Source organism: Allorhizobium ampelinum S4 (assembly GCF_000016285.1).
GTDB lineage: Bacteria > Pseudomonadota > Alphaproteobacteria > Rhizobiales > Rhizobiaceae > Allorhizobium > Allorhizobium ampelinum.
In genome coordinates, this window is the sequence record NC_011989.1 from 262387 (window position 1) to 288338 (window position 25952).

A 25952-nucleotide genomic window follows, 5' to 3' on the forward strand; every position below is an offset into this window, starting at 1 on the left:
ACAGCCTGCTTCAAGGAGAGAATAAAATGGCAAAAGTAATCGGTATCGACCTTGGAACGACCAATTCCTGCGTTTCTGTCATGGACGGCAAGGATGCGAAGGTCATTGAAAATTCAGAGGGCGCGCGTACCACGCCGTCCATGGTGGCTTTTTCGGACGATGGTGAGCGCCTTGTCGGCCAGCCGGCTAAGCGCCAGGCGGTGACAAACCCCACCAACACGCTCTTCGCTGTCAAGCGCCTGATTGGCCGCCGCTACGAAGATCCGACCGTTGAAAAGGACAAGGGCCTCGTGCCTTTCCCGATCATCAAGGGCGACAATGGTGATGCTTGGGTCGAAGCTCAGGGCAAAGGCTATTCGCCAGCCCAGATCTCTGCGATGATCCTGCAGAAGATGAAGGAAACCGCAGAAGCCTATCTCGGCGAAAAGGTCGAAAAGGCCGTTATCACCGTTCCCGCTTACTTCAATGACGCTCAGCGTCAGGCAACCAAGGATGCAGGCCGCATCGCTGGTCTTGAAGTGCTGCGCATCATCAACGAGCCAACGGCTGCTGCTTTGGCCTATGGCCTCGACAAGACCGAAGGCAAGACCATTGCCGTTTACGACTTGGGCGGTGGTACATTCGATATTTCCGTTCTGGAAATCGGCGATGGCGTGTTTGAAGTGAAGTCCACCAACGGTGACACCTTCCTCGGTGGTGAAGACTTCGACATGCGTCTGGTCGAATATTTGGCTGCTGAGTTCAAGAAGGAACAGGGCATTGAGCTGAAGAACGACAAGCTCGCTCTGCAGCGCCTGAAGGAGGCTGCTGAAAAGGCCAAGATCGAACTGTCCTCGTCGCAGCAGACCGAAATCAACCTGCCGTTCATCACGGCTGACGCTTCTGGTCCAAAGCATTTGACCATGAAGCTGACCCGCGCCAAGTTTGAAAACCTGGTGGACGATCTGGTTCAGCGCACTGTTGCACCGTGCAAGGCAGCCCTCAAGGACGCTGGCGTCACCGCCGCTGACATTGATGAAGTTGTTCTGGTTGGCGGCATGAGCCGCATGCCAAAGGTGCAGGAAGTTGTGAAGCAGCTGTTCGGCAAGGAACCACACAAGGGTGTGAACCCGGACGAAGTGGTTGCCATGGGTGCTGCCATTCAGGCTGGCGTTCTGCAGGGCGACGTTAAGGACGTTCTGCTGCTCGACGTCACCCCGCTGTCGCTCGGCATTGAAACCCTCGGCGGTGTCTTCACTCGTCTGATCGACCGTAACACGACGATTCCGACCAAGAAGAGCCAGGTGTTCTCGACCGCTGACGACAACCAGCAGGCTGTGACCATCCGCGTGTCGCAGGGCGAGCGCGAAATGGCGCAGGACAACAAGCTGCTCGGCCAGTTCGACCTGGTTGGTCTGCCACCATCACCCCGCGGCGTTCCGCAGATCGAAGTGACCTTCGATATCGACGCCAACGGTATTGTGCAGGTTTCGGCCAAGGACAAGGGCACTGGCAAGGAACAGCAGATCCGCATTCAGGCCTCCGGTGGTCTGTCGGATGCTGATATTGAGAAGATGGTCAAGGACGCTGAAGCCAATGCTGAGGCCGACAAGAACCGTCGCGCTGTGGTCGAAGCCAAGAACCAGGCTGAAAGCTTGATCCATTCCACCGAGAAGTCGGTGAAGGATTATGGCGACAAGGTCTCCGCAGACGACCGGAAGGCGATCGAGGATGCTATTGCTGCCCTGAAGTCTTCGATTGAAACCTCGGAACCGAATGCCGAGGACATTCAGGCCAAGACCCAGACCTTGATGGAAGTGTCCATGAAGCTTGGTCAGGCGATTTACGAGTCCCAGCAGGCTGAAGGCGGTGCCGAGGGTGGGCCAAGTGGTCACCATGATGACGGCATCGTCGATGCCGACTATGAAGAAGTGAAGGACGACAACACGAAGAAGTCTGCTTGATGCGGAATTCGCGGCGTCATACCTTTGTGAGATGGCTGGCCTTCGGGCCAGCCGCGTTTGCTTTGGCAGGGTGCCTAGCCGCGCATGCGGCAGCGGGCGCCGATGTTCACCAGAAAGTCAGTGCTGCCGAAGCGTCTATCCTCCAGGCGATTGCCAAACGGGATACGGCGCTTTTGCGGCGAACCGTTGGTGGTCTCGGTCCGCTGATCGAGGATGCCTTGAAGCGCAAGAAGTCCGGTGGGCAGGTCTCTTCCTGCGATCTGGCGGCCCACTCCCTGGGCTTTGCCGGCATGTCGCTGTCGGAGGCGGTCACGCAAAAAGGTGCTGCGCGAAAAATGCTGATGGATGATGCCCGCCAGGCGGCGGCAGATTTTAACAGGGACATGTCTGCCTGCGACGCGCAGGTGGGACAGAAGACAAGCAACCACGCGGGTGTGGAAAAAGCTTTGAGAGCTTTGTAGGACGATGGCAAAAGCAGATTTCTACGAGACCCTCGGTGTCTCCAAAACCGCAGATGAAAAAGAGCTGAAAAGCGCCTTCCGCAAGCTGGCGATGAAGTTTCACCCGGACAAAAATCCTGGTGATGCCGAATCCGAGCGGAAGTTCAAGGAAATAAACGAGGCCTATGAAACGCTGAAGGACCCGCAAAAACGGGCTGCCTATGATCGTTTCGGCCACGCTGCCTTTGAGCAGGGTGGCATGGGCAGCGCTGGCGGCGGCGGTGGTTTTGCTGGCGGCGGCTTCTCGGATATTTTCGAGGACATCTTTGGCGAGATGATGGGCGGCGGGCGTGGCGGCAATGCGCGTGGACGCTCCACCGGTGGCCGTGAACGTGGTGCCGACCTGCGCTACAATATGGAAATTTCGCTGGAGGAAGCCTTTACCGGCAAGACGGCGCAGATCCGGGTTCCGACTTCGATTACCTGCGAAGTCTGTTCCGGTTCGGGCGCCAAGCCCGGCACCAAGCCGACCACCTGCGCCACCTGCCAGGGGTCTGGACGGGTGCGGGCTGCCCAGGGCTTCTTTTCCATTGAGCGGACCTGCCCGACCTGTCAGGGCCGGGGCCAGACGATCAGCGATCCCTGCGGCAAATGCCATGGCCAGGGCCGCGTCACGGAAGAGCGTCAGCTGTCCGTTTCCATTCCGTCCGGCATCGAAGATGGGACACGCATTCGTCTTCAGGGCGAGGGCGAAGCGGGCTTGCGAGGCGGGCCGTCAGGCGATCTCTATATTTTCCTGTCGGTCAAGCCGCACCAGTTCTTCCAGCGCGAAGGTGCCGATCTCTACTGCTCCGTGCCGATCTCGATGACAACCGCTGCACTCGGCGGCACGTTCGACGTGACCACGCTGGATGGAACCAAGTCGCGGGTCACCGTGCCGGAAGGTACGCAACCCGGCAAGCAGTTCCGTTTGAAGGGCAAGGGCATGCCGGTGCTGCGCTCGGCGCAGATGGGTGATCTCTACATCCAGATCCAGATCGAGACGCCGCAGAAGCTCACCAAGCGCCAACGCGAGTTGCTGCAGGAATTCGACCAGATCTCGTCCAAGGAGAACAATCCAGAATCGACTGGATTTTTCGCCCGGATGAAAGAGTTCTTCGAGGGTTGATGAAAAAAGGCCGGTGCGCTTCGCATCGGCCTTTTCCACGGTCAATAATGTGGAGGCTTGGTGATCGGTACACTGTCCGCTGCTTGTTCTTCGAGGCTGAGAAACCGTTCCGTCAGCCGATCAAGCTTGGCCCGCGTCTGCTCCACCACTTTCCACTGCTCGGTCAACTGATCTGAAAGCTCTTCGATGGTCTTGGCCTGATAGGCAACCGTTTCCTCAAGCCGGATCAGGCGGTCTTCTGCGTCGGCGTCTTTCGCGCTAGCCATGCTGTACTCCTGCCATTGTCTTCGTCAGGACGAGCTACTGCATAATTGCCGGAAACGGAATTGCTTTGGGCTTGATGCGGACAATAAAATGATACAGCTTTTTTCGTGTCTTACATATGACACTACAGCTTTGTCCCGTGAGACGATTTGATATGGGAATGCATGGCTGAAAAAACCTTCATCAACCGGCTGCAGCTGACAGATTTCCGCAATTACGGCTCCGCCTCCTTGCGGCTCGATGGCCGCCATGTGGTGCTGACCGGCAATAATGGTTCCGGCAAGACCAATTTGATGGAAGCGGTTTCCTTTCTGTCGCCGGGGCGCGGGCTGCGCCGTGCGGTGCTGTCCGATGTGGCGCGGGCCGGTGCGGCAAGCGGATTTTCGATTTTTGCCAGCCTGGAGGGCATGGCCGGAGACGTGGAGCTTGGCACCGGTTCGGAGGTTCTGGACGAGACGGCGGTGCGGCGTCTGCGCATCAATGGCGCCTCGGTGCGCTCCGTCGATGAATTGACCGATCATCTGCGCGTTCTCTGGCTGACGCCCGCCATGGACGGTCTCTTCACCGGCTCCTCTTCCGAGCGGCGCCGGTTTCTGGATCGGCTGGTCCTGTCGATCGATCCACAGCATGGCCGTCGCGCCAGCGACTTCGAGCGCGCCATGCGCAGCCGCAACAAGCTGCTCTCTGAAGGTCGTTTCGATGCCAGTTGGCTTGCCGGGATAGAGCAGCAGATGGCGGCGCTCGGCATTGCCATGGCGCTCGCCCGTCAGGAAATGATGCGGTTGCTGGCCGCTCTTATCGAGCAGCGACGGGAGCCTGAAACTTTTCCGGGGGCAGACCTGATGCTGTCGGGCTTCATGGATGAGCATGCTGGCACGGCGGCTATCGATCTCGAAGACACCTATCGCGACAGTCTGGCAGGCTCCAGGGGCAGGGATGCGGCGGCGGGCCGCACGCTGGAGGGGCCGCATCGCAGCGATCTTCTGGTCCGTCACCGGGAAAAGGACATGGAAGCCGAGCGCTGTTCGACCGGCGAGCAGAAGGCTCTGCTGATCGGCCTGATCCTTGCCCATGCCGAACTGGTGGCGACGATGACCGGTTTTGCGCCGATCCTGCTTTTGGATGAAATTGCCGCCCATCTCGACGAGGGCCGTCGCGCTGCCCTGTTCGACCGGATCGACGTGCTCGGCGGCCAGGCTTTCATGACCGGTACCGATGCGCAGATGTTTGCAAGTCTGGGCGATCGGGCACAATTCGTCACTGTGGATGACGGCCATCTGTCATTGTGACTATTCGGAAAGCCAAAGACATGCAACAACAGGCCATGGAGACGCTTTCATCCGAAGAAATCCAGCGTTATCAACGCCACATCCTGTTGCCGGAAATCGGCGGGGCAGGCCAGCAGAAGCTGAAAGCCGCCCGCGTGCTGGTGATTGGCGCAGGCGGGCTTGGCGCGCCCGTGCTGCAATATCTGGCCGCAGCCGGTATCGGCACGCTGGGTATTGCCGATGACGACCACGTCTCGCTCTCCAACCTGCAACGGCAGGTGATCCATGACAGCGGCACGCTGCACGACCTGAAGACGGAAAGCGCGGCAAAGGCCATTGCCAGACTCAATCCACATGTGCGCGTGATGCGGTTCGAGCAACGCTTCGATGCGGATTTCGCGGCAACGCATCTGCCCGGGTTCGATCTGCTGATCGACGGTTCAGACAATTTCGACAGCCGCTATGCTGCCGCCGATGCCGGACAACAGCATTGCCGCCCATTGGTGACCGGTGCTGTGGGGCGTTTTGAAGGCTCGCTGACAGTGCTGAAACCCTATGAGACCGGACCGGATGGGGTGCTCTATCCTGGTTACCGCGATCTTTTTCCGGAAAAGCCGCCTGCCGGTCTCATTCCCACCTGCGCCGAGACCGGCATTATCGGTGCGCTGACCGGGGTGATCGGCACCTTGATGGCCATGGAAGCGATCAAACTTATTACCGGCATTGGGGAACCGTTAGTAGGACGTCTGCTAATGTATGATGCCCTGTCCGCTCGGTTCGACACGGTGCGCTACCGGCGTCGTGACAGCAACAGGTCCGCGCCATGACAAAACAGGCCAGAGCGATGACAGGAACAGGAAAGGCTGACCATGGTCGAGATCATTCAGATCGACGAGCATTTTGAAAATTGGGATGATCTTCTGGCCCTAGTGCTGGAAGCTTTCGACTACATGCATCCGCTGATCGATCCGCCGTCTTCGGCGTTGAAGCTGACGGCGGAAGCCCTGAAAGCCAAGGCGCATGAGGAAATCGGCTATGCCGCCCTGATCGATGGCAAGCTGGTCGGCTGTCTGTTCTGCCGCCAGAGCGAGGCAGATCGGCTCTATGTCGGCAAGGTCGCCGTACTTCCCGGCCTTCAGGGGCAAGGGATTGGCCGCGCCATGCTGAAAGCGGCAGAAGGTGTTGCTCATGCCTGTGGTGTCAGGCACTTGCAATTGGAAACCCGTATCGAGCTTGATAACAATCACAAGCGCTTCGAAAAATGGGGCTTCCATGTTGTCGGGGAAAAAAGCCATCCCGGTTATGACCGGGCAACGTTCGTGCTGATGGAAAAGCCACTCCTCTGATGATAAGAACAGCCATTGAAAATGGCTGTTCTTATTTCAGTTTCGAACATCTCAAGCCTTTTATGAAAGTATCTGTGATCAGTCGCGCCCCGGCAAAACCCGGTTCGGTGGCCTGTGGCCATCGAAATAGGTGCGGATATTGATGATCACCTTGTCCCCCATATCGATCCGGCCCTCAATGGTTGCTGATCCCATATGCGGCAGCAAGACGACCTTGCCGTCTTCCGCCAGCTTCAACAGCTTCGGATTGACTGCCGGTTCATTCTCGAACACATCCAGACCTGCGCCCGCGATCTTGCCGTCACGGATGCATTGAATGAGGGCACTCTCGTCGATAATGCCGCCCCGGGCGGTATTGACGATATAGCTGGTCGGCTGCATCAACGCCAAACGCCGCGCCGAAAGCAGATGGTAGGTGGCCGGTGTGGATGGACAATTGACCGAGACAATATCAACCCGGGCCAGCATCTGGTCCAGACTGTCCCAATAGGTTGCCTCCAGCTCATCTTCCGTCTGCGGGCTGACCCGTTTGCGGTTGTGATAGTGGATAGCAAGTCCGAACGCCTTGGCCCGCCTGGCGACCGCGGTGCCGATCCGGCCCATGCCGACAATGCCGATTCGCTTGCCCCAGATCCGCCGTCCCAGCATCCAGGTTGGCGACCATCCGGCCCATTCGCCGGGCTGGTCGGTCAGAATGCGTGAGCCTTCCGCCAGGCGCCGCGGACCGGCGAGAATCAGCGCCATGGTCATGTCGGCGGTATCTTCGCTCAGCACATTCGGCGTATTGGTCACGGTAATGCCCTTGCGGGCCGCGGCATCGACATCGATATGGTCGGTGCCGTTGGAAAAACTGGCAATCAGTTTCAGTTGCGGGCCAGCCGCCTCGATCAATCCGGCATCGATTCGGTCGGTCACGGTCGGCACCAGAACATCACAGGTTTTCACCGCATCCATCAGGGCGTCCCGGCTGCGCGGCGTGTCGTCAATGTTCAACTCTGCCTCGAACAATTCCCGCATGCGGGTTTCTACTGCGTCCGGCAGTTTGCGCGTGATGTAAACCTTGGTCTTTTTCCGCTGGGTCATGAAGACTTTCGATGCTTTGTAAACAGGTCCTTAACCAACACAGGCGATGATTCCGGCCAGTCGTCGCGCGTCGCTGGCGCGGGACGGATGTTTCAAGAGGTTTCGCCAGCTCCGCACTATTATTCTCGAGCCATTACGGTCGAGAGAGATATTGCGCAGTCCGGCTTATTTCTATCAAACCTGTTCGGGAAGACAATTATATCTTCGCCGTTAAGGATCACATACAAGCGACGGAACCGCTGGCGGGGGCTTCGGGTTTCGTTTTATCGATCGATCAACGGAAATGCCATGCCCAACGGGTTCAAACGCTCCTGTCTCATTCCTTTCATCGCCGCTCTCTGTGTCATATGGGCAGGCGCCGCCGTCGCGCAAGGTCCAACCAAGGGCATGAGCGGCCTGCCGCTGCCGCGTTTCGTGACGTTGAAATCGGCGCGGGTCAATCTGCGAATCGGTCCCAGCACGGATTATGCCACGTCCTGGATGTATACGCGTGCAGGTTTGCCGGTTGAAATCATTCAGGAATATGACAATTGGCGGCGTATTCGCGATGCCGATGGTACCGAGGGCTGGGTAAACCAGACATTGCTGTCCGGTGAACGCAGCGCCCTTGCAGCCCCGTGGATGAAGGGCAAGGGCGACAATATCTATGTGAATATGCGCCGTGAAGGGCAGGCAGGAGCGGGCGTGGTCGCCAAGCTTCAACCCGGCGTGCTGATAAAGCTACTGGAATGCAATGGCAATTGGTGCCGCGCCGAAGTCGACGGCACCAAAGGATGGGTCGCCCAGGGGGAAATCTGGGGCGCTTATCCCGGCGAAGCCTTCAAATAAGGGGAGCCTCTAGATAACGGAAGGCTTCCCATAATCGGGCCTTTTAAATAAGCCCTGCTTCCGCCGCTGCCTCTTGCAGCGAGGCCAGCGGTCGGGGTCCCATCTGCTGGATGACCAGACCGGCTGCCAGGCAACCGAGCTTGCCACACTCTTCCAGAGTCCGCCCCTGCGTATAGCCATAAAGAAAACCGGAGGCGAACAGATCGCCAGCACCGGTCGTGTCGACCAGTTCGGCGATGGTTGTGGCAGGCACATGGATGCGCTCGCTGCCGCGGATGATCATCGCTCCCTCTTCGCTCATGGTCACGGCGGCCAGTTTGCAATCCTTGGCGATCTGGTCCAGTGCTGCGTCGAAATCCTCTGTTTCATAGAGGGCAAGCGCTTCCTGCCGATTGGCAAACACGATGTCGACGGTGCCTGAGCGCATCAGGTCGAGGAATTCGGCGCGGTAGCGATGCACGCAGAAACTGTCGGACAGGGTCATCGACATCTCCCGTCCATGCTCATGGGCAATGCGGGCGCAATCGACGATCGCCTGCTTGGCACGCGGCGGGTCCCAGAGATAGCCTTCGAAATAGGTGACCTTGGCCTGTTTCACCACCTCCGGCTCGACGTCTTCAGGACCGAACTCCACGCAGGCGCCGAGATAGGTGTTCATCGAGCGCTCGCCGTCTTCGGTGACGAAAATCATGCAGCGAGCGGTTGGCGGATGCTGGCCCTTGGCCATTGTCTGGTAATGAACGCCCTGGGCGCGAATGTCATGGGCGAAAATCTCACCCAATTCGTCTTCGGCGACCTTGCCGAAATAAGCGGCCTTACCGCCGAAACTCGCAATGCCTGCTGCCGTATTGCCCGCACTGCCGCCTGAGGCCTCGATGGCTGGCCCCATCAGGCTGTAAAGCCGTGTGGCGCGTTCCGCATCGATCAGGTTCATGGCACCTTTGACGATGCCGTTTTCTTCCAGGAACTGATCCTCACAGCGGGAGATGATGTCAACGATAGCGTTGCCGATGGTGAGCACGTCAAATTGCGTCATGGGAGGCTGAATCCGTCCATTGATATTACGATAAGCTCTTAGCGAATTTTGGCGTTCAGGAAAGATAAAATTGCCGGCCTGAATGGCCCCGCCTGCTATCGAGCTCAGTTTCTATCGTGCCACGGTTGCCGAATCTGGCTTTATTGTGGCATCCCTGGTCGTTAATGAGAGCGCCTCTTCTGCTGGCAGCGCCTTGCTGAACAAAAAGCCCTGGCCGAAATCGCAGCCGATGCTTTTCAGAAATGCCAACTGATTCTCATCCTCGATACCCTCGGCGGTAGTGGCAATGCCAAGACCCTGGCCGAGGCCCAGAATGGCGCGCATGATATCTTCCTGTTTTTTGTCAACATCGTAGCTCATGACAAAACTCCGATCGATCTTGATCTTGTCGAAGGTGAATTTCGACAATTGCGACAGGCTGGAATAGCCCGTGCCGAAATCGTCCAAGGCAATCCGGATGCCGCTCTGCCGGAGGTCGGCCAGGATCTGGGTTGCCAGTTCGATATCATGCACCAGCGCCGTCTCGGTGATCTCGATCTCTAGCCGGCTGGGTGGAAATCCTGTCTCCATCAGGATCGACATGATCCGCAGGCTCAACTGGCGGTCGATGAATTGCGTTGGCGAGATGTTGAAGGCTAGCCGTACAGTGTCGGGCCATTGCAGCGCGTCAAGACAAGCCTGGCGAAACAGACTATCCGACAGCTCGACAATCAGCCCGGCAGTCTCCGCCAATTCGATGAAATCACTGGGGGGAACGTAATGGTTAGGGCCGGTCTTCCATCGTGCCAACGCCTCGAATCCACGCAATTCACCGGACTTGAGATCGATCAATGGCTGGTAATAGGGAACGATCAGGTTGTCACGGATCGCACGCTTCAGCGCCATTTCGGTTTCGGCCCGCCGCATGACCCGGTCTTCCATGATTCGCTCGAAGCCATAGACGCTGTTCTGCCCGGCTTTCTTGGCGACATACATCGCCACATCGGCGCAGTGCGTGGCATCCTTGAAGTCGTCGCTGTCTTCCGGAAACAGCGCAAAACCAACACTGGCACCGATTTCGCTGGTCATGCCGCCAATATCGTAAGGATTGCACAAAAGCCTGGCGATATGCTGGCCCGCATGGCGATAATCCATATTCGTCGGGCGAGGGCTGACCAACAGGAATTCATCGCCGCCCATCCGGTAGACATCGGCATTGGGCAGCGCATGCATCAAGCGCTGCGCCACTTCCCGCAAAAGCAGGTCGCCGCCCTGATGGCCCACGAGGTCGTTGACCTTCTTGAACCCGTCGAGATCTATGGAGTAGATCACCCAGTGGCGTCCATCCTGCAAGGCTTCCATCTCTGCCTGCCGATCGGACAGGGCCCGACGATTGGGCAGCCCGGTCAGGGCGTCGTGATGGGCCAGCCAGTCCATATTGTTTTCGGCGGCGTTTCTCAGCCGGATCTCTGCTTTCAGCTCGCCAATGCGCCTCGCGGCGAAGATCAGACTGAGCAGTCCGGTAATCGTCACGACGTTGAAAAATTCATCGAGTTGCCAGGCTTCATTGCGATGCAGGAAGGCATCGAGATGCTCATGGAAGTCGAATTGGATAGCAATGGCCCATATCGCAGCCCCGACGCTCAGCAATATAGCGCCGTCTTTTATTGGCTTGTTTCGAAATATAGATGCCATCTTCACGCTGTCGATCTCCCCGGCCACGGTCAACCCCGTTTGCCAGTCATGACGAAAGCACAATCACTGTGAAATAGCCGTTAAAAATATTCCTTAAATAGGAAATACGCAGATGTGATGGGCATAATTATGATGCCAGATTGGGATCATCGCAGACGGGATGCCCACCCCAGACCGCGCTCATTGGATTCCTGTTTTAGAGTTTGTCAGGGAAAAGTGGAACCCGGTTTTCCCGAAAAGACAAACGAAAACAAAAGAATCTAGAGTCTGTCTGGTTCAATCTGAACCTGACAGACTCTAGCCGCCAGTCCCGATTACACGGCAACCTTGAGCTTTGACCTCTGTTCGGCGTCCTCTGTGTCATCTATCGGCACCCATTGCAGACCGCCATTGTATCGCCAGGCTATGCTGCCCTCCTCATTGAGGGTAAAAAGATGTAGCCAGCCATTGTCAAACAGGGCCCGCACCCCGTCATGGCGGCCCAGTACCTCACTGATTGCCGCGACGGGTGCCTCAAGGCAGACCGACAGGCGCAGCGGTTCGTGCATATAATTCTGCCCGTCATGGACCGATTGCCAGGGAAGACCGGCCCGCAAAAGCCCGCCATTGCCTTCCACCACGCCGATACCGCCGGTGACATTGTGCAGAAGCTTGTTGCCACCACCGAAAGCCTCAGGTGCCACGGTCGAGCCGTAATATTGCAGGCTGATCCAGCTTGCAACGATGACCGGGGCTGTCAGGATCAGCTCCAACGTGCTGAAGCTCTTGTCCTGTGTCCAATCATAATCATGCAGGAAGGCTCGTCCTTCGAGGTTTTTAGTGGCGGTGCGTGATCTGGGAGCGGCGATAAAGGCCTTGCAGCCAGCCAGTGCCCATTCGGGCCGGGTCTCTGACCAGTCGCGGCTGCGTTTTGAGATGGATGTCTCATCTGCCGCGCGCGGCAGACGAAGCGCGCGTTCGCCCCTTGCAAGCCTGCCTGCATCGGCAAGCCAGGTTCTGGCCTGTGCGATATCGGCCTCATGGGTTTGGCAGGGATGATCATCCGCATAGAGCGTCACCCGGTCGGTGGTCGTATCATGCAGGGCCGCCAGGAACAGTGTATCCTGCGGGATCGCCATGCCGGTCTCGGTCAGTCCGGCCCTGACGTCGGGGTCATTCAGCAAGGCCGCCAGTAGGCGGGCATTGACCTCGCCTGAATAACCGCCGCAGGCACCGCAATGCAGGCCGCTAGCATGAGGATTGTTGACAGTATTGGCGCCATGCCCCGCTAAAAGCACCAGCCGCGCAAAGCCCGTGGTCAGCGACATGGCGCGTAGCACCGCCCCGGCTGCCTTGACCCGGCTCGCCAGATCGAGCGCCGGATCGAGTTGTGGTGCGGGGTCATTCGGGGCTGAAGCGTGGGGGAGGCCGAGTGCATCACTCAGCAGCTTGCCGACATAGATCGGCCCCGTCGCCTCGACGAAAGCGAAGGAAGAGACAGCCGCCAGCTTGAACCGGCCCCAGGCCCGCTTTGCCCGGGCCTTGATCCGCTGCGGCTCGGCATCCTCGGCCCTGTAAGGCCCGCCAGCGCGGGATTTGAGTGCAGGATTGAGCAGAACTGGAAACCGCGATTCCGCGACATCGGAGGCGAAACGGCGATGCGACGCGGCCAGACCGAAAAAGCCTGCAAAGCCGAGCGTCTGGATCTGTGGATTGAGGCTCTCAAGCGCACGGCGAAACACTTCGGAGCGCACATCGATGCAGAAGGCGGCCTGAACCAGAGGCCGGGTCTCGTGGATCTGCGGGGCGTTTCCTGCTAGAATCCGTGCCAGTTCTCGTTGTGCCGCACGTTCGGCTGCGTCCTGAAGGATGGCGTCGATCATCAGGTCGGGGGTCGCCACGACCGGTGCCGCATGGGCAACCCGCACATGCGCCCAGGCTTCGCCGATTTGGTCGCCATAGCGCAGAAACAGCGCCTCTTCCCAGATCAGCCGGATTGCCAGAAGGTCGGTGATCGTTTGGTCGGATCCACCGGCCAGTTCCGCCTGCCAGAGCTTGTAGCGTGCATATTGCCCCCAGCCACCCAATGACATCAGCATCTGGTGAAAATAGGTCTCCAGCGCCTCGACAGGCAAGTCGAGGCGAGTGCAGACACGGGCGATAACCGCCATTGCTGTTTCAGGTGCCTCCGAGACATGCCTTGCAAAACCGCGCAGACCGGCGATTTCCGGCGTCAGGTCATGGGTTGCCACGGCCCGCCAGGCACCGTAGGCGCTCTTGCCGCGGGGCGCGGCCCAAAGCGCCTGACCCTCATCGAAATAGCCCGCCATCCAGGCACCAAGCCGCTCGGTTAGCAGACCCGGCCAATCCACCCCGGAGGCCCGCGCCGCCAGATCCGCCACCGAGGCCAGTGCCTGTGGTCTTGGCGGGTTGAGAGCGGCGGCGGCCTTCAGGGCAGCGAGATCGATTGGCCGCAGATCGGCAGGCGCGCAGGCCAAGGCCGCGAGCAGATCCGCATCGGAAATCTCACCCGTGTCAATTTTCTGCTGGTACCAGTGGCGCGGCATGGTGATGGCGATGCCCGCCACGCGCGCCAGCCGGGCACCTGCCTTCGCAAGGGTTTCACCCGCTTGCCCCAGAAAAGGATTGACGGCGACACTCGACATCAGCGGCCAGACGGGGGGAATGGCCCGTGCGGCACGGTCTGCCGCCGCCTCGAAGATCATTGGATCGGCTTTGGTCGGGATAGGGCTATGCAACATGGTCAAAACTCCGATTTCATCAAGACAGGCTGCGGATCGACCAGCCACCGACCAGGCGGTCGAAGATGGCATTGACGTAGAAGCCGTTGGAAAGATGGACGCGCAGGCCCGCCGCTGCCGGATGATAGGCCCAGAGCGGGAACATCGCCTGCACCACGGCGACCAGCCCGAAGCTGACGACGGCCAGCGCGATCAGCGCCCATTCCAGCGGTTGCGGTGCAGGCGTGGCGGGCAGGACCCCTGATGTCATCAGGGTGGCAGCCATTTGCAGGGCGAAATAGCCGACCGAAGTGGTGATGGCATAGAGCGCCGTGCGCCGGGTCAATGCCTTGGGGGCCGCATCGGCAAAGCCCTGGGCGAGCATATAGGCGACACCGAAAATCAGGATGGCACCGAGCGCAATGGCCTGTGGCGATTTATGCGCCAGCCCGAAACACAAGCCCACGACACAGTAGATGGCAAGGGCCGACAGAAAGGCTCGCCCGACTGCGCCCGCATTGGGTATGGCCACCGGGCCGGGCCTGGGTATCGCGGCGACCCGTTCTACCGCACCACCGGAGGCGAGGAAGGAATGGGCTTTGTAGAGTGAATGCGCCACGATATGTAGCAGGGCCACCGCAAACAGCCCCAGGCCGCATTCGAAGATCATGAAGCCCATCTGCGCCACGGTAGACCAGGCGAGCGAGGTTTTGACCGCTGGTTGGGTCAGCATCACCAGACTGCCGAACAGGGCCGTGAAGCCGCCCAGTATGACCAGCGCCGCCAGCACGCCGGGGGCAAGCAGCATGACATCGGCAAAACGGATCAGCAGAAAGCCACCGGCGTTGATCACCCCCGCATGCAGCAGCGCTGAGACCGGCGTTGGCGTTTCCATCACTTCGGTCAGCCAGCCATGGGTGGGAAACTGCGCGGATTTAAGCGCGGCTGCCAGCGCCAGCAGGCTTGCTGCGGCAACAATAAGGCCTCCGCTCTGTCCTGCGTCATATCCGGCACGGGCAGCATTGAGAATTTCACCGATATCGGCGGTTCCATACGCCATTGCCAGCAAAGCGGCCGCAGCGGCCAGCGCTGCATCGCCGAGGCGGGCGGTGATGAATTTCTTGCGTGCGGCGCGCTGGGCCGCCACCCGCCCCGTATAAAACAGCAGCAATTTATGCAGAAACAGGCTGGTAGCGATCCAGGCGAGCACCAGTTGCAGCAGGTTGCCTGCCGTGACCAGCAACAGCACCGCAGCGAGGGTCAGGCAGAGCCAACCGGTAAACGCTCCCTGCCGGTCCTCGCCATCCAGATAGGTGGCGGCATAGCGTGTGACCACCCAGCCGATGAATGTCACCAGAACCAGCATGGTAGCGCTGACGGCATCCAGCCGAACCGATAGACCCACCGTGGCAAACCCGATCAACGGGCTGCTGCCGGGGCCTAGCAGGATCAGCGCGATAACTGCGGCCAGCGCGACTGCAAGTGCCAGCAGCGCTGCGGCCTGCGCCAGCCGAGGACTATATCTGGGCCTTTGCTGTTTTTGAGCAAAGCTGATGACGGCGCTTGCAAGCAGGGCAAGGGGCGCCAGCAAGGGCAGGAACTGGATGGACACGGGTGGTATTCCCTTCAGGCAGGATCGCTTCGGAGACCACTCTTATCCAAGCCCTGAGCCCAAGAAAAATTCATTGTTTTGTCGATATCGTTCGTTTTAAAAGAACGATATGAGAGATCTGAATTTTAATCATCTCCGCTATTTCTGGGCGGTCGCGCATGAAGGCAGCCTGACGCGGGCCGCACAGCATATGAACCTGTCGCAGTCAGCTTTGTCTGTGCAGATCCAGAAGCTCGAACACCAGATGGGTCATGCGCTGTTTGAGCGCGTCGGCAAGAAGCTCGTGCTGACAGAGGCCGGACAGATCGCGCTGGATTATGCCGATACGGTGTTCAAGGCCGGTGACGAATTGATGAGCACGCTCAGTGGCCGCCCGACCGCCAGCCGCCAAGTGCTGCGGGTCGGGGCGCTGACGACTCTGTCGCGCAACTTTCAGCTGGAATTCCTGCGCCCGCTGGTCGGTCGCTCCGACGTGGAACTGATTGTGCGTTCCGGCAATATGCGCGATCTCCTGGCTCAACTCGAAGCCCATGCCGTCGATGTGGTGCTGGCAAACAGCGCTGCCCCGCGTGATGCACGCTCACTGCTGCGCAATCATCTGCTGAACGAGCAGCCGGTCAGCCTGGTTGGACGCCCCCGGCCTGATGGGCAGAGTTTTAAATTTCCCGACGACCTGCGCACCGAGCCGTTGCTACTGCCCAGCCTCGACAGCGATATCCGCGTGGCCTTTGACCGGATTCTCGAAATGGCCGGAATACGACCCATCATTCTCGCCGAGGTCGATGATATGGCGATGCTTCGCCTTCTGGCACGTGAGCGCGAAGGGCTCACGCTGGTGCCGCCGATCGTCGTGCGCGACGAACTGGAGGCGGGAGTGCTCATCGAACACTGCCGCATTCCTGAAGTCATCGAAAGCTTTTATGCAATCATTCAGAAACGACGCTTTCCCAATACGATGCTGGCCGAACTGCTGGCCAGCGGTAGGGTGTTATGATCGCGGTCTGCACCGGCTATCGCCGCCTTGGAGCCTTTGTCAGAGGTCGATACCGCCAATAAGTTCCAGGATAGCCGGCTTGTTGACGATGTTCGCGCCGATTTTGCCCTTCACCAGGCAGAGTGACTGGCATCCGCTATGCCCTTGTCCTGGTTGATAGACAAATTCTGGTCGCTCAAGCATCGCTGTCAGCACAATGTCGAGATTGATTGCTGGCGCGGTTATATGCGCAACAGCAGGATAACGCTGCCCGGTATCGCTGCTTGTCCAGATACGATCGTATTCCACCTGCGCATCGACATTCATCTGCACCCCGTCCTCGCGTAAATAGGTCAGGAAGGTCGAGCGCTGGTTGGGTTCCATGACATCCCAGAATGAAATCGCGCATTTGTCTGATGCCCCGAACGTCAGTCCCAGCCACGTCCAGTGAGATTGATTGATCTGTTCAGCCTTTTTCGCCTGCTCTTGCGGGTCGGCGGCTTCCGACTTGGCCCATTGCCGATCAAACCACACCGATTTCGCATCGACTGGAAACACGTCGCCATCAATGGTCATCGATCCCTTGGCCCGCATGTTGGGGAAGGCAAACTCATAGGAATCAGAGCCGAGAAAGCGGAGAAGGCCGGTTGTGCCGTTATAGAGTTCCTCTCGCTGCGGCGTCAGCACCACGTCGACGGAGTTCTGTCCCGATCCGAGCTTGAGCTGAAACTGGGACCGGTCCCCCTTCAGCGTGCCGAGGCTTGAATAGACATGGCATTCCGTCGTTGCAGCGCCGACTTTATCCGATGCCGGTTCTGCGGCGACTTGCGGTCGCCAGATGCCGTCAGATCCGTTCATCAGCAGGAACTCGGTCATGCTGCCCTGTGGGGTGACGCTTTGATGCCATTCGAAACCGACAATCTTGCCCCGACTTTCGAAGGCCGCATTGACATACCAGGATTCCAGAACGGTCAAGGGATGAGAAGCCAGGTCCTTGACCGTATCGACAAACAGCGGCGTGCCGGATGTGGAGCGGGCCGTGCCGGTGGCGATGGGTGCGCCCAAGCCAGAGGTCGCTGTGAGACTGAAGGCCCCAAGCGCCAAGCCCCCGCCAAGCACCGCCCGTCTGCGGGCCTTTTGCGACAGAAGGGGGAAATCTTTGTTCAAATCGCTCATTTTGCTATCTTTCAATTTTTCAAGTCGAAGATGCTTCAGCATGTCAGAGACTTGGTAATAGTTGTGCTTGTGGAGAAATAACCCCTAAGGGCGTGCGCGGGCTGCGGTGTTCCGCAACGGGATCAGCCGCGCCAGTTCCCATCATTTCAATGCGGGTGAAGTCGGTCATGGTTTTTCCGTCGAAGGTGCCGGATATCGTCGCCACGCTTTCGTGTTTCGGTTCCGTGGGCGAGACGATTTCCTGCTCTACCGTCACAGCTGTGAGGCACCTCCCCACCGGATCGACCGTCTGCTTGCCGTTTGTGAGAGCGGAGGGAAACAGGTGTTGACGTTGTTCATCGTTTACAATTTCGCTATTGACCTATAGCGAAACTCATAAACCCAATTGCCTCCGCTATCAAGAGCGCGTATCGCGGCGATGCGTGTCGATATCGACAGGGAAGCTTTTAAGATGAGTATTGTGTTGAACTCTGACGATTCAAATTCACCGCAGCAGGGCCGGCCGCGCGATAAGAACCTTGATGATGCGCTTATTCGCGTCACGCTTGAGCTTCTCAGCCAGACGGGTCTTGAGGGTGTGACCATGGCCAAGGTCGGACGGCTGTCCGGTATTCCCGCGACCAGCATTTACAGACGCTATCCAGATGCAAAGAGCCTGATCGTTGCGGCGATTGAGGATGATCTCGCAAAGCTGCAATTGCACTTGGAAGACCATGGTTCTCTGCGTGCCGACCTGCTCGCGTTTTTGAAAACGCTTGCCGAAGCGCTTAATCCAGAGCGGGCGCGTATGCTCGCCGGCCTGCTATTGCCCATGCACCATGATCCGGAATTAGCAGCTCTGCTTTCCAGGAAACTCGAAGCAATCCGCAACGAAGGATGGCGTGGTGTCATTGATCGGGCTGTGCAAAGGGGAGCATTGCGGGCGCAGGCCCTGGATGCGGTGCCGCTCGACGATGTGGCGCAAACGATGATTTTCTATCAAGCGGTGGTGAAGCGCATGCCGGCTGACGAAGCTTTCCTCAACCGACTGCTGGATACGGTTTTGATGCCTGCGCTACAGCGCCTGGGGAGTGGCGAGCCAGAAGCAAACGTCGACGATGCTTGAAAATTGCTGCTCACGAAGGCCGGTCTGCCAGCCGTACATCCTTTTGCACGGCTGGTTCCGTCTTCGCCTGCATCATGAATGCGAGGCCTGACGGGACGGGCCGCATAAATCCAGCGGCATCATGCGGCGGCCTATATGCGCGCCTGATCGGCAAAAATCATTCCCACTCGATGGTGCCGGGCGGCTTGGATGTTACATCATAGACGACCCGGTTGATGCCGCGGACTTCGTTGATGATGCGGGTAGCGGCACGGCCGAGGAATTCCATGTCATAGTGGTAGAAATCCGCGGTCATGCCATCAACGGAGGTGACGGCGCGCAGTGCGCAGACGAATTCATAGGTACGGCCATCGCCCATCACGCCGACAGTCTGGACCGGCAGCAGCACGGCGAAGGCCTGCCAGATAGCATCGTAAAGACCGGCCTTGCGGATTTCGTCCAGATAGATGGCATCGGCTTCGCGCAGGATATCGAGCTTTTCGCGGGTCACGCCGCCGGGGCAGCGAATGGCAAGGCCGGGGCCGGGGAAGGGGTGCCGGCCAATGAATGAGTCGGGCAGGCCAAGCTCCTTGCCGAGAACGCGCACTTCGTCCTTGAACAGCTCGCGCAGCGGTTCCACCAGCTTCATGTTCATGCGGTCTGGCAGGCCGCCGACATTGTGGTGGCTCTTGATGGTGACAGACGGGCCGCCGGAGAAGGAGACGCTTTCGATGACGTCAGGATAGAGCGTGCCCTGGCCGAGGAAGTCTGCGCCACCAAGCTTCTTGGCTTCTTCCTCGAAGGTTTCGATGAACAGGCGACCAATGATCTTGCGCTTGGTTTCCGGGTCGGACACGCCTTCCAGCTCGCCGACGAAGCGGTCGATGGCATCGACATGGATCAGATGCAGATTGTAATGTTCCTTGAACATGGCAACGACATCCGCCGCCTCGTTCTTACGCATCAACCCGTGGTCAACCAGGATGCAGGTCAGCTGGTCGCCGACCGCCTCATGGATCAGCAGGGCTGCGACCGAACTATCGACGCCGCCGGACAAGGCGCAGATCACCCGCTTGTCACCGACCTGGGCGCGGATCTGTTCCACGGCTTTGGCGCGGTAGGCCGACATGCTCCAGTCGCCAGTAATGCCAGCGATATTATGGACGAAATTCTGGATCAGCTTGGCACCGTCAGGCGTATGCACCACTTCCGGGTGGAACTGCACGGCGTAATATTTGCGGGCCTCATCGGCAATGAAGGCGAAAGGCGCATTGGAGGAGGTGGCCAGAACCCGAAAGCCTGGCGGGATCGCGGTGACGCGGTCGCCATGCGACATCCAGACCTGATGGCGTGAACCAACCGACCAGAGACCTTCGAATAGCTTGCAATCCTGCTCGATCTCAAGGAAGGCGCGACCAAATTCGCGGTGATGCCCGGCTTCCACCTTGCCACCCAGCTGGGCGCAGATGGTTTGCTGGCCATAGCAGATGCCAAAGATTGGCAGGCCGCTGTCGAAAATCACCTGGGGAACGCGGGGGCTGCCTTCATCCAGTGCCGAGGCGGGGCTTCCAGACAGTATAACCGCTTTTGGCTTCAACCGTGCGAAGCCCTCTTCGGATGACTGGAAAGGGACGATTTCGCAGTACACGCCGGTTTCACGAACGCGCCGCGCAATCAGCTGCGTTACCTGGCTGCCGAAATCGATGATGAGAACGCTGTCGGGATGTGCTGTCTGGGTCATGTCGAGCCTTTAATGAAAAGCAGTGTCCGTGGCAATCCGGGAAATGCCGGCATGGCAAAAAATCTCGTGTTCGGCGCGGGCGGATCAGAACCAGAAGGTGCCGTCTTCCACTGCCTTGACCAGCGCGTCCACCGCTTGGGCCAGGTTGCGGTCAACGACATGCAGATACTCCGTCCAGTCGCCGACATGTTTCAGTTCCGCCTTGCCATCGGAAATACCGCGCAGGCCGATCAGCGGCAGGTTGAAGGCCTGACAGGCGCGCAGCACCGCATAGGTTTCCATGTCGACCATATCGGCGGCGATGCTGTCATAGACCGGGCCTGAGACGATATTGCCGCCGGTCGACAGGCTGGCCACGGCAACGCCGGGAATGCGCAGCGGCAGGTCCACCGTAGCAGGCAGATCGAGGAACGGCGTACAGCCTTTCTCGAAACCGAGCGGCGAGGCGTCCATATCCCGGTAGGCGACCGAGGAGACCTGGTAGACCTCGGTCTGTTCCAGCCGTGCCGAGCCTGCCGAACCGAGCGAGACGACGAGATCGGGAAGCGTCCCTGCTGCCTGGAGGTCTCTTAGGGCATTGGTGGTGGCGATGGCGCTTTCCACCGGGCCAACCCCGGTCATCAGCGGCTGGATGCGCAGGCGCAGGAGCGGGCCATATTCGGCATCGACTGCCATGACGAACAGAATGGACTTGCTGCAAACCGATTTCAGTTCAAATGTCATTCTCTGATATCCTCACGGCCCCGCATCACCATCAGTGTGCTGGTCATCGAGGCAATCAATTTGGCTGGGCCGTCGGAGATGGCATAGCCACGGCCATCGGCGACGATAATGGTGGAGCCAGGCTTGGTGATCTCGCCGCGAAACAGAAAACGGTCGCCGCGCCCGGGCGACATCATGTTGACCTTGAATTCGATGGTCAGCAGCGAGGTTTCCGGCGCGATCACCGTATAGGCGGCGTAGCTGCAAGCCGCGTCTAGGGCGGCGGAAATTACGCCTGCATGCAGGAAGCCATGTTGTTGGGTGAGCTTGTCGTGAAACGCCAGCTCGATTTCCACCATTTTATGGCTGATGCGGGTCAGTTCCGCGCCAATGGTGTGCATGGCGCCCTGCCGTGCAAAGCTTGCCGTGATCCGCTGCTGGATATCCGCGTCCATGTGGCTGCCGCCTCTTTCCCTCTCGTCTGCCTGCCATTTGGCATGACAGAACCGGTTCGGCAAGCCTGTTGATGAGGTTTGGCCTGTTGATGGGGGTTGGGCGCGACGGTTTTGCTGCGGTGTTCAATTCAGCAGGAAAAGCGCCGCGTTCAGCACGGTGGCAAAAGCAACCCAGACGGCATAGGGGATGAAGGAGAGCATTGCCACCCGGTCCAGGCGCCGGACCTGCCAGACAAAGGCAAGGATCAGCGCCAGCATCGGCAGAATGACGATCAGGGCGAGACCGGTGCTCTGTGCACCGAAGAACGCCGGAGACCACAGGAAATTCAGCAGCATCTGGCCAAACCACAGCGCCATGGCGCGCGATGCGCCCCGCGATTGCCGCGTCCGCTGCCAGATCCGAGCACCCGCAAGGCCGATCAGCACGTAAAGCACGGTCCAGACCGGCCCGAAGATCCAGCCCGGCGGATTGAAGAATGGCTTCTCCAACCCGTCATACCAGTCGCCCGGCAGATTGGTCAGCCCGATCATTGTGCCGATACCGGTGACGGCGGCCATGAAGATGAGATTGGTGAGAGCGTTACGCATGACGTGATTATCTATAGCATCAAGCCCTGGATGGAAGAGGATAAGCCATCATCCGATGCGGATGATGTGCTGGTCCCAGTTTACAGCCTCTGATCTGTCCAGGAACCGGCCATCATAGGAAGACGTGGCAAAGCCATGGGCGGCAGGCGCGATGCCCGCTGCCTCGCTCAGGCTGGCGGTTTTCAGCACCTTGCCGCTGTCGGTGTCCAGAGTGACCGAGAGACCGCCATTCGGGGAGGTGACGCCGACCAGTCCCTCGCGACGGTTGACGGCAATCGCTCCGACATAATTGGCAAGCCCACGGGTGATATCGGGCGGCAGGTCGAGCCAGTGCAGCGCTTCGCCCCGCCTGAAATGGCCGACCAGTGGCGGCAGGTCGCGACGGGGGCCTTCATATTGACAGGCAAACCAGATCCGGCCACGCGCATCGAGATCGATATGCCGGGTCGAAAGCTGGCGCAGGGCTTCGGGCAGCGCGTGTTTTTCGATCAATGCGCCGGTTTTGGCATCCGCCAGCACCAGAGATGGCTGCATATGGTCGAGATTGAGCTTGGTGCGGCCAAAATCGGGATTGGTCTCAATGCCACCATTGGCGATGATCAGCAGGCTGCCATCATCGCTGACGCTCATGTCATGGGTGCCGATGCCATGGGCTGAAAATTCGCCGATCCGGCGAAATCTGTCTGTTGCATCGTAAAGCCCGATCATGCCGCGATTGTTGTCAAAATCATTCTCGCTGGCATAGAGCAGCTTGCCATCGGGTGAAAAATGTCCGTGGCCGTAGAAATGGCGGCCCGCCGGGGCGTTGACGACCACAGGTGCCACCTGCTGTTGCCGATCGAAGATGAAGACGAATGTCCCGGGCCGCCTCGCAAAGGCAGCCACCTTACTGGCGCTGGCCGCAAGCCCATGGGCGCGACCTGGCAGGGCGACGCGCGCAACGATCCGGCCATCTTCACTGAGCAAAGCGGCGTCAAATGATCCATCCTGGGCGCGAAAGGCGGAGGCATAGACGGCATCGGTTGCCGTCAGGGTCGCTGCTTGCGCCGCTGTCAGCCCGGCCAGATAAACGGCACCTGCGGCTTTCAGAAAGTGTCGCCTGTCCATCAACGCGCCGCGCATCGGGATCAATCCCCGTCCGCGAAGGAAAAACCGGCGCTGAGGCCGACGCCGCCGCCCAGCCCATCGCTGAGATCGGTGATCATGCTGCGGCTGTCATCCAGCAGGCTGACCAGTTTCTTGCGGTTGTCGGGTTGGCCAACGGCCGCCTCCACATCCGGCGTCATGGATTGGGTGGTCTGGATCAGACGGTCGGCCAGCGTATTGATGGCGGGGATGACGCCCCGCTTGCCCTCCGGCAACAGGCTTGCTGTGCCGGTGTCGTTGAGAAGCTGTTTCAGACCGGTCAGGTTTTCCTGCATGCTGACAAAGGTCAGGCCGGAGCGCCAGAAAATCGCCTGCTTGGGGGCGATCCGCCCGCCTGCACCCTTGAAGAATGTCTCGATCCGCTCGTCGCGCACGGTCTCGGTTCCGTGGACGAGAATGCCGAGCAGGCCGGTGACGGCCTCCGATGGGGTGCGAAAGACATCATTGTCTGGGCCGGGCTGTTTCCAGGCGGTCTGGATGCCGCCGGGCGCTTCCCAGAGGCTGGAAAGTTCACCCGCCATGTTTTCAATATTGCCAGCAATCGCTGCGCCATAGCGGCAACGGAACGCACCGTCTGCCTGGTTCAATATGTCGGAGCCGGTGCCGTAGAGCACATATTCCAGCGCGCCAAGCCCCTGGATTGCCACGCTTTTCTCATGCAGGGCTTCGGGCTTTGTAAAGCTGTCGTCATTGGAAGCGATGGCACCCTGGATCTGCTTCAGTGCCAGCCCCTTGCGGTCCGGGTAAAACAGGATGTGCTCAAAGCGGTTTTCCTCGATCACCGGCCCAACCCGGACGATCTCGATCCGCGCCCAGGCGCGTAAGGCCTGCTCAAAGCCATTCTTCGCCGCTTTGACGGTTTGCTCGGAAGGGCTCGCGCATAGGGCATTCATCCCACTATGCAGGGCCTTGGCCTTGTCGAGAAAATTGCGATAGCCGGGGCGGATAAAGCCATCTACCGTCTTTGCCATCACGTCCGGCACCGCTGCGGTTTGCAGGGCTGTTGCATGGGGGGTGGCGTCCTGCGCCAAAACGGGCAAGGCCTGGAGCGGGAAGAGGGATAGTGCCAGGGCGAGGGTCAAAATCCGGCATCGAGCATTGGGCATCAGAGTGACTCCAGAAACGTAATCAACGCCTTGCGGTCGCCCGGCGTCATGGATGCAAAGGCGTTGCGGGCGTTTTCCGCCTCGCCGCCGTGCCAGAGAATGGCTTGCGGCAGGGAGGTGGCGCGCCCGTCATGCAGATAGGCCTGACGACCGCCGACTTTGGCTGTGAGACCGAGGCCCCAGAGCGGCGGCGTGCGCCATTGCTGGCCGCTGGCCAATCCCACCTGTTGCCCATCGGCCAGATCGGGACCCATATCATGCAGTAGGAAATCGGAATAGGGCCAGATCAGTTGGAAGGAAAGGGCCGGGTAGGCGGCATTGCGCCGCGTTACATATTTCGGCTGATGGCAGCTGGCGCAACCGGATGCATAAAACAGCGCCTTGCCTGCCAAAACTTCGGGTTTGGTCACGTCGCGGCGCTTGGGAGGGGCCAGCGTTTCGCTATAGAAGGTCATCAGATCCAGCACCGGCGGCGGTGCTTCGACCGAGCCAAGCCTTGCCTGCACGCCGTTCGGCATTGCCAGGCATTGGGGCTGGTTTGCCGTGCAATCGCCTGCATGGCGCGGATCGTCGGGAGAGGAAATGCCGATATCCCCGGCCAAGGCGCTCGCCGCCTGATCGCGCACCGTGGCGTTTTCCGCCTTCCAGCCGAAGCGTCCGATCCTGATGTCGCCAGTCAGGTGATCGCGCACCTTGGCAACGGTTCCCGAAATGCCGTCGCCCGCTTGGGCCTGCCGCTCGGCATTGGCCAGAATATCCTCGTCGGCAATCGCCTCGATCAGGCCCATGCCGATCATCGGATTGGCGATGCGGGGCGATAGCGTGGTGTCTGCTCCCATCGGACCATACCCGAGCGCGTCAATAGTGTAGGTGGGAACCCGCAGCGTCTCCGTTTCACCACCGGCAAGCGTCACGGTCTTCGGTTGATAGGTCACGGATAGCCGCCCCTCGGCGGCAAGACCGGGTACGGCGCGGTCCTGCAATTGCCGGCCATAGGTGTCATCGCCAAAATTCAGCGCCTTCAAGGCGGCAATCGCGGCCTTTTCCTTGTCGGTATGCGCGGGTCGAGCCAGCCTTAGAAACATCGAGGTGGCATCGCCATCCGGTCCGGGTGGATGGCCACGACCGCCGCGCTGATGGCAGCTTTCGCAGGAGCGGGCGTTGAACAGCGGCCCCAACCCGTCCGAGGCCTGGGTGGAGGAGGGAGCGGAGACCCAGAATTTCTGAAAAAGCGCTTCGCCGAGGGAAAATTGCTGTTGCTGCTCAAAGCTTAGGGTGGCGAGCGGATGGGTAAAGGCCTTGGCATCGGCGGGACCGGTAGAACTCGCAGCGCCTGCCGTCATCGCCTCGAAGGCTTCGGCTTTTGAAAAGTCGTTGGTGGGGACTGTAACGGCGTTGACCTTGATACGATCTGCCGGTGTGAGATCCGGGCGCAGCTCCGCTGCAAAGGCGCCCGCTATCAGGCTGCTTTTGAGCTGGCTTCCCATCAGGAGAGCGCCGCCCAGCAGGAGTATCGTCGCTGTCGTCAGCCGCACGTTCGGCATCCCCGTGATAATGGCCGCCGCCCGTTTGTGGGCAGCGGCCATTTGTTTTCAATCC

24 protein-coding genes are annotated in these 25952 nt (G+C 59.4%); 9 read left to right on the forward strand and 15 right to left on the reverse strand.

The features are described from left to right. The first annotated feature begins 26 nt into the window (after window positions 1-26). The 3 genes from dnaK to dnaJ are packed head-to-tail and all read left to right on the forward strand — an operon-like array spanning window position 27 to window position 3551. A complete protein-coding gene (dnaK, locus tag AVI_RS01255) occupies window positions 27-1943 on the forward strand; it encodes a molecular chaperone DnaK (RefSeq protein ID WP_012654729.1) in 1917 nt (638 codons plus the stop codon). Next, window positions 1943-2404, forward strand: a complete 462-nt coding sequence (locus AVI_RS01260; protein WP_012654730.1) for a hypothetical protein — start codon at window positions 1943-1945, stop codon at window positions 2402-2404. The genes dnaK and AVI_RS01260 overlap by 1 nt, the downstream gene beginning before the upstream one ends. Before the next feature lie 4 nt (window positions 2405-2408). Beyond that, the gene (gene dnaJ / locus AVI_RS01265) at window positions 2409-3551 is read left to right on the forward strand and encodes a molecular chaperone DnaJ (RefSeq protein WP_012654731.1); all 1143 of its coding nucleotides are present in this window, start codon (window positions 2409-2411) and stop codon (window positions 3549-3551) included. Window positions 3552-3592: 41 nt separating this feature from the next. On the opposite strand, the gene AVI_RS01270 is transcribed toward dnaJ, so the two are convergent. Then, window positions 3593-3817, reverse strand: coding sequence for a SlyX family protein (locus tag AVI_RS01270; protein ID WP_012654732.1), 225 nt, complete (start codon window positions 3815-3817; stop codon window positions 3593-3595). A gap of 162 nt (window positions 3818-3979) precedes the next feature. On the opposite strand from AVI_RS01270, the gene recF reads away from it, so the two are divergent. From recF to AVI_RS01285, 3 genes are read left to right on the forward strand one after another with little or no spacing between them, the layout of a single operon-like run. Beyond that, window positions 3980-5104 (forward strand): DNA replication/repair protein RecF, encoded by a 1125-nt coding sequence (gene recF, locus AVI_RS01275; RefSeq protein WP_012654733.1) that lies wholly within the window; start codon window positions 3980-3982, stop codon window positions 5102-5104. A 20-nt stretch (window positions 5105-5124) separates the two neighbouring features. Continuing rightward, a complete protein-coding gene (locus AVI_RS01280) occupies window positions 5125-5910 on the forward strand; it encodes a molybdopterin-synthase adenylyltransferase MoeB (protein WP_409065465.1) in 786 nt (261 codons plus the stop codon). A gap of 42 nt (window positions 5911-5952) precedes the next feature. Beyond that, window positions 5953-6429, forward strand: a complete 477-nt coding sequence (locus tag AVI_RS01285; RefSeq protein ID WP_012654735.1) for a GNAT family N-acetyltransferase — start codon at window positions 5953-5955, stop codon at window positions 6427-6429. Between the two features lie 78 nt (window positions 6430-6507). Here the strand turns inward: AVI_RS01285 and AVI_RS01290 are convergent, their stop codons facing one another. Then, entirely contained in the window at window positions 6508-7512 is a 1005-nt protein-coding gene (locus tag AVI_RS01290) for a 2-hydroxyacid dehydrogenase (RefSeq protein ID WP_012654736.1), read from the reverse strand. Window positions 7513-7800: 288 nt separating this feature from the next. Here AVI_RS01290 and AVI_RS01295 point away from each other — a divergent pair, with 288 nt between their 5' ends. Continuing rightward, window positions 7801-8340 (forward strand): SH3 domain-containing protein, encoded by a 540-nt coding sequence (locus AVI_RS01295; protein ID WP_012654737.1) that lies wholly within the window; start codon window positions 7801-7803, stop codon window positions 8338-8340. A 43-nt stretch (window positions 8341-8383) separates the two neighbouring features. Here the strand turns inward: AVI_RS01295 and AVI_RS01300 are convergent, their stop codons facing one another. The 4 genes from AVI_RS01300 to AVI_RS01315 form a co-directional block, all read right to left on the reverse strand. After that, window positions 8384-9376, reverse strand: coding sequence for an adenosine kinase (locus AVI_RS01300; RefSeq protein WP_012654738.1), 993 nt, complete (start codon window positions 9374-9376; stop codon window positions 8384-8386). A gap of 111 nt (window positions 9377-9487) precedes the next feature. Further along, window positions 9488-11050 carry a putative bifunctional diguanylate cyclase/phosphodiesterase gene (locus tag AVI_RS01305; protein ID WP_156762461.1) on the reverse strand — a complete coding sequence of 521 codons (1563 nt, stop codon included), beginning with the start codon at window positions 11048-11050 and terminating at the stop codon, window positions 9488-9490. 314 nt (window positions 11051-11364) lie between these two features. Beyond that, window positions 11365-13791, reverse strand: coding sequence for a YbcC family protein (locus tag AVI_RS01310; protein WP_012654740.1), 2427 nt, complete (start codon window positions 13789-13791; stop codon window positions 11365-11367). 19 nt (window positions 13792-13810) lie between these two features. Further along, on the reverse strand, window positions 13811-15382 hold the full coding sequence (locus AVI_RS01315) for a proton-conducting transporter transmembrane domain-containing protein (protein ID WP_012654741.1): 1572 nt from the start codon (window positions 15380-15382) through the stop codon (window positions 13811-13813). A 109-nt stretch (window positions 15383-15491) separates the two neighbouring features. On the opposite strand from AVI_RS01315, the gene AVI_RS01320 reads away from it, so the two are divergent. Next, window positions 15492-16376 (forward strand): LysR family transcriptional regulator, encoded by an 885-nt coding sequence (locus AVI_RS01320; RefSeq protein ID WP_012654742.1) that lies wholly within the window; start codon window positions 15492-15494, stop codon window positions 16374-16376. Between the two features lie 39 nt (window positions 16377-16415). On the opposite strand, the gene AVI_RS01325 is transcribed toward AVI_RS01320, so the two are convergent. Further along, window positions 16416-17531: a lipocalin-like domain-containing protein gene (locus AVI_RS01325; protein WP_139192439.1), complete on the reverse strand. Its 1116-nt coding sequence runs from the start codon at window positions 17529-17531 to the stop codon at window positions 16416-16418. 43 nt (window positions 17532-17574) lie between these two features. Then, the gene (locus AVI_RS30410) at window positions 17575-17787 is read right to left on the reverse strand and encodes a hypothetical protein (protein ID WP_139192440.1); all 213 of its coding nucleotides are present in this window, start codon (window positions 17785-17787) and stop codon (window positions 17575-17577) included. 162 nt (window positions 17788-17949) lie between these two features. On the opposite strand from AVI_RS30410, the gene AVI_RS01335 reads away from it, so the two are divergent. Next, window positions 17950-18636, forward strand: coding sequence for a TetR/AcrR family transcriptional regulator (locus tag AVI_RS01335; RefSeq protein WP_197436511.1), 687 nt, complete (start codon window positions 17950-17952; stop codon window positions 18634-18636). 157 nt (window positions 18637-18793) lie between these two features. On the opposite strand, the gene guaA is transcribed toward AVI_RS01335, so the two are convergent. From guaA to AVI_RS01370, 7 genes are all read right to left on the reverse strand, one after another. Further along, on the reverse strand, window positions 18794-20356 hold the full coding sequence (gene guaA / locus AVI_RS01340) for a glutamine-hydrolyzing GMP synthase (protein WP_012654745.1): 1563 nt from the start codon (window positions 20354-20356) through the stop codon (window positions 18794-18796). An 84-nt stretch (window positions 20357-20440) separates the two neighbouring features. Further along, the gene (locus AVI_RS01345; RefSeq protein WP_012654746.1) at window positions 20441-21079 is read right to left on the reverse strand and encodes a 5'-methylthioadenosine/S-adenosylhomocysteine nucleosidase; all 639 of its coding nucleotides are present in this window, start codon (window positions 21077-21079) and stop codon (window positions 20441-20443) included. Then, window positions 21076-21513, reverse strand: coding sequence for a PaaI family thioesterase (locus AVI_RS01350; protein WP_012654747.1), 438 nt, complete (start codon window positions 21511-21513; stop codon window positions 21076-21078). Before AVI_RS01350 ends, AVI_RS01345 begins: the two co-directional genes overlap by 4 nt. Before the next feature lie 123 nt (window positions 21514-21636). Beyond that, on the reverse strand, window positions 21637-22101 hold the full coding sequence (locus tag AVI_RS01355; RefSeq protein ID WP_012654748.1) for a TspO/MBR family protein: 465 nt from the start codon (window positions 22099-22101) through the stop codon (window positions 21637-21639). 48 nt (window positions 22102-22149) lie between these two features. Continuing rightward, entirely contained in the window at window positions 22150-23223 is a 1074-nt protein-coding gene (locus AVI_RS01360) for a DUF1513 domain-containing protein (RefSeq protein ID WP_012654749.1), read from the reverse strand. 5 nt (window positions 23224-23228) lie between these two features. Beyond that, a complete protein-coding gene (locus AVI_RS01365) occupies window positions 23229-24353 on the reverse strand; it encodes an imelysin family protein (RefSeq protein WP_012654750.1) in 1125 nt (374 codons plus the stop codon). Continuing rightward, entirely contained in the window at window positions 24353-25939 is a 1587-nt protein-coding gene (locus AVI_RS01370) for a di-heme oxidoreductase family protein (protein ID WP_012654751.1), read from the reverse strand. The genes AVI_RS01365 and AVI_RS01370 overlap by 1 nt, the downstream gene beginning before the upstream one ends. Window positions 25940-25952 lie beyond the last annotated feature (13 nt).

Bases quoted from the DNA above. Each gene is read 5' to 3' on its own strand.
- dnaK (WP_012654729.1), top strand. From the start codon at position 27: ATGGCAAAAGTAATCGGTATCGACCTTGGAACGACCAATTCCTGCGTT.
- AVI_RS01365 (WP_012654750.1), bottom strand. From the start codon at position 24,353: ATGCCCAATGCTCGATGCCGGATTTTGACCCTCGCCCTGGCACTATCC.
- AVI_RS01290 (WP_012654736.1), bottom strand. From the start codon at position 7,512: ATGACCCAGCGGAAAAAGACCAAGGTTTACATCACGCGCAAACTGCCG.
- AVI_RS01260 (WP_012654730.1), top strand. From the start codon at position 1,943: ATGCGGAATTCGCGGCGTCATACCTTTGTGAGATGGCTGGCCTTCGGG.
- recF (WP_012654733.1), top strand. From the start codon at position 3,980: ATGGCTGAAAAAACCTTCATCAACCGGCTGCAGCTGACAGATTTCCGC.
- AVI_RS01280 (WP_409065465.1), top strand. From the start codon at position 5,125: ATGCAACAACAGGCCATGGAGACGCTTTCATCCGAAGAAATCCAGCGT.
- AVI_RS01355 (WP_012654748.1), bottom strand. From the start codon at position 22,101: ATGCGTAACGCTCTCACCAATCTCATCTTCATGGCCGCCGTCACCGGT.
- AVI_RS01360 (WP_012654749.1), bottom strand. From the start codon at position 23,223: ATGCGCGGCGCGTTGATGGACAGGCGACACTTTCTGAAAGCCGCAGGT.
- AVI_RS01320 (WP_012654742.1), top strand. From the start codon at position 15,492: ATGAGAGATCTGAATTTTAATCATCTCCGCTATTTCTGGGCGGTCGCG.
- guaA (WP_012654745.1), bottom strand. From the start codon at position 20,356: ATGACCCAGACAGCACATCCCGACAGCGTTCTCATCATCGATTTCGGC.
- AVI_RS01350 (WP_012654747.1), bottom strand. From the start codon at position 21,513: ATGGACGCGGATATCCAGCAGCGGATCACGGCAAGCTTTGCACGGCAG.
- AVI_RS01305 (WP_156762461.1), bottom strand. From the start codon at position 11,050: ATGGCATCTATATTTCGAAACAAGCCAATAAAAGACGGCGCTATATTG.
- AVI_RS01325 (WP_139192439.1), bottom strand. From the start codon at position 17,531: ATGAGCGATTTGAACAAAGATTTCCCCCTTCTGTCGCAAAAGGCCCGC.
- AVI_RS01310 (WP_012654740.1), bottom strand. From the start codon at position 13,791: ATGTTGCATAGCCCTATCCCGACCAAAGCCGATCCAATGATCTTCGAG.
- AVI_RS01370 (WP_012654751.1), bottom strand. From the start codon at position 25,939: ATGGCCGCTGCCCACAAACGGGCGGCGGCCATTATCACGGGGATGCCG.
- AVI_RS01295 (WP_012654737.1), top strand. From the start codon at position 7,801: ATGCCCAACGGGTTCAAACGCTCCTGTCTCATTCCTTTCATCGCCGCT.
- AVI_RS01270 (WP_012654732.1), bottom strand. From the start codon at position 3,817: ATGGCTAGCGCGAAAGACGCCGACGCAGAAGACCGCCTGATCCGGCTT.
- AVI_RS01345 (WP_012654746.1), bottom strand. From the start codon at position 21,079: ATGACATTTGAACTGAAATCGGTTTGCAGCAAGTCCATTCTGTTCGTC.
- AVI_RS01300 (WP_012654738.1), bottom strand. From the start codon at position 9,376: ATGACGCAATTTGACGTGCTCACCATCGGCAACGCTATCGTTGACATC.
- AVI_RS01285 (WP_012654735.1), top strand. From the start codon at position 5,953: ATGGTCGAGATCATTCAGATCGACGAGCATTTTGAAAATTGGGATGAT.
- AVI_RS01335 (WP_197436511.1), top strand. From the start codon at position 17,950: ATGCGTGTCGATATCGACAGGGAAGCTTTTAAGATGAGTATTGTGTTG.
- dnaJ (WP_012654731.1), top strand. From the start codon at position 2,409: ATGGCAAAAGCAGATTTCTACGAGACCCTCGGTGTCTCCAAAACCGCA.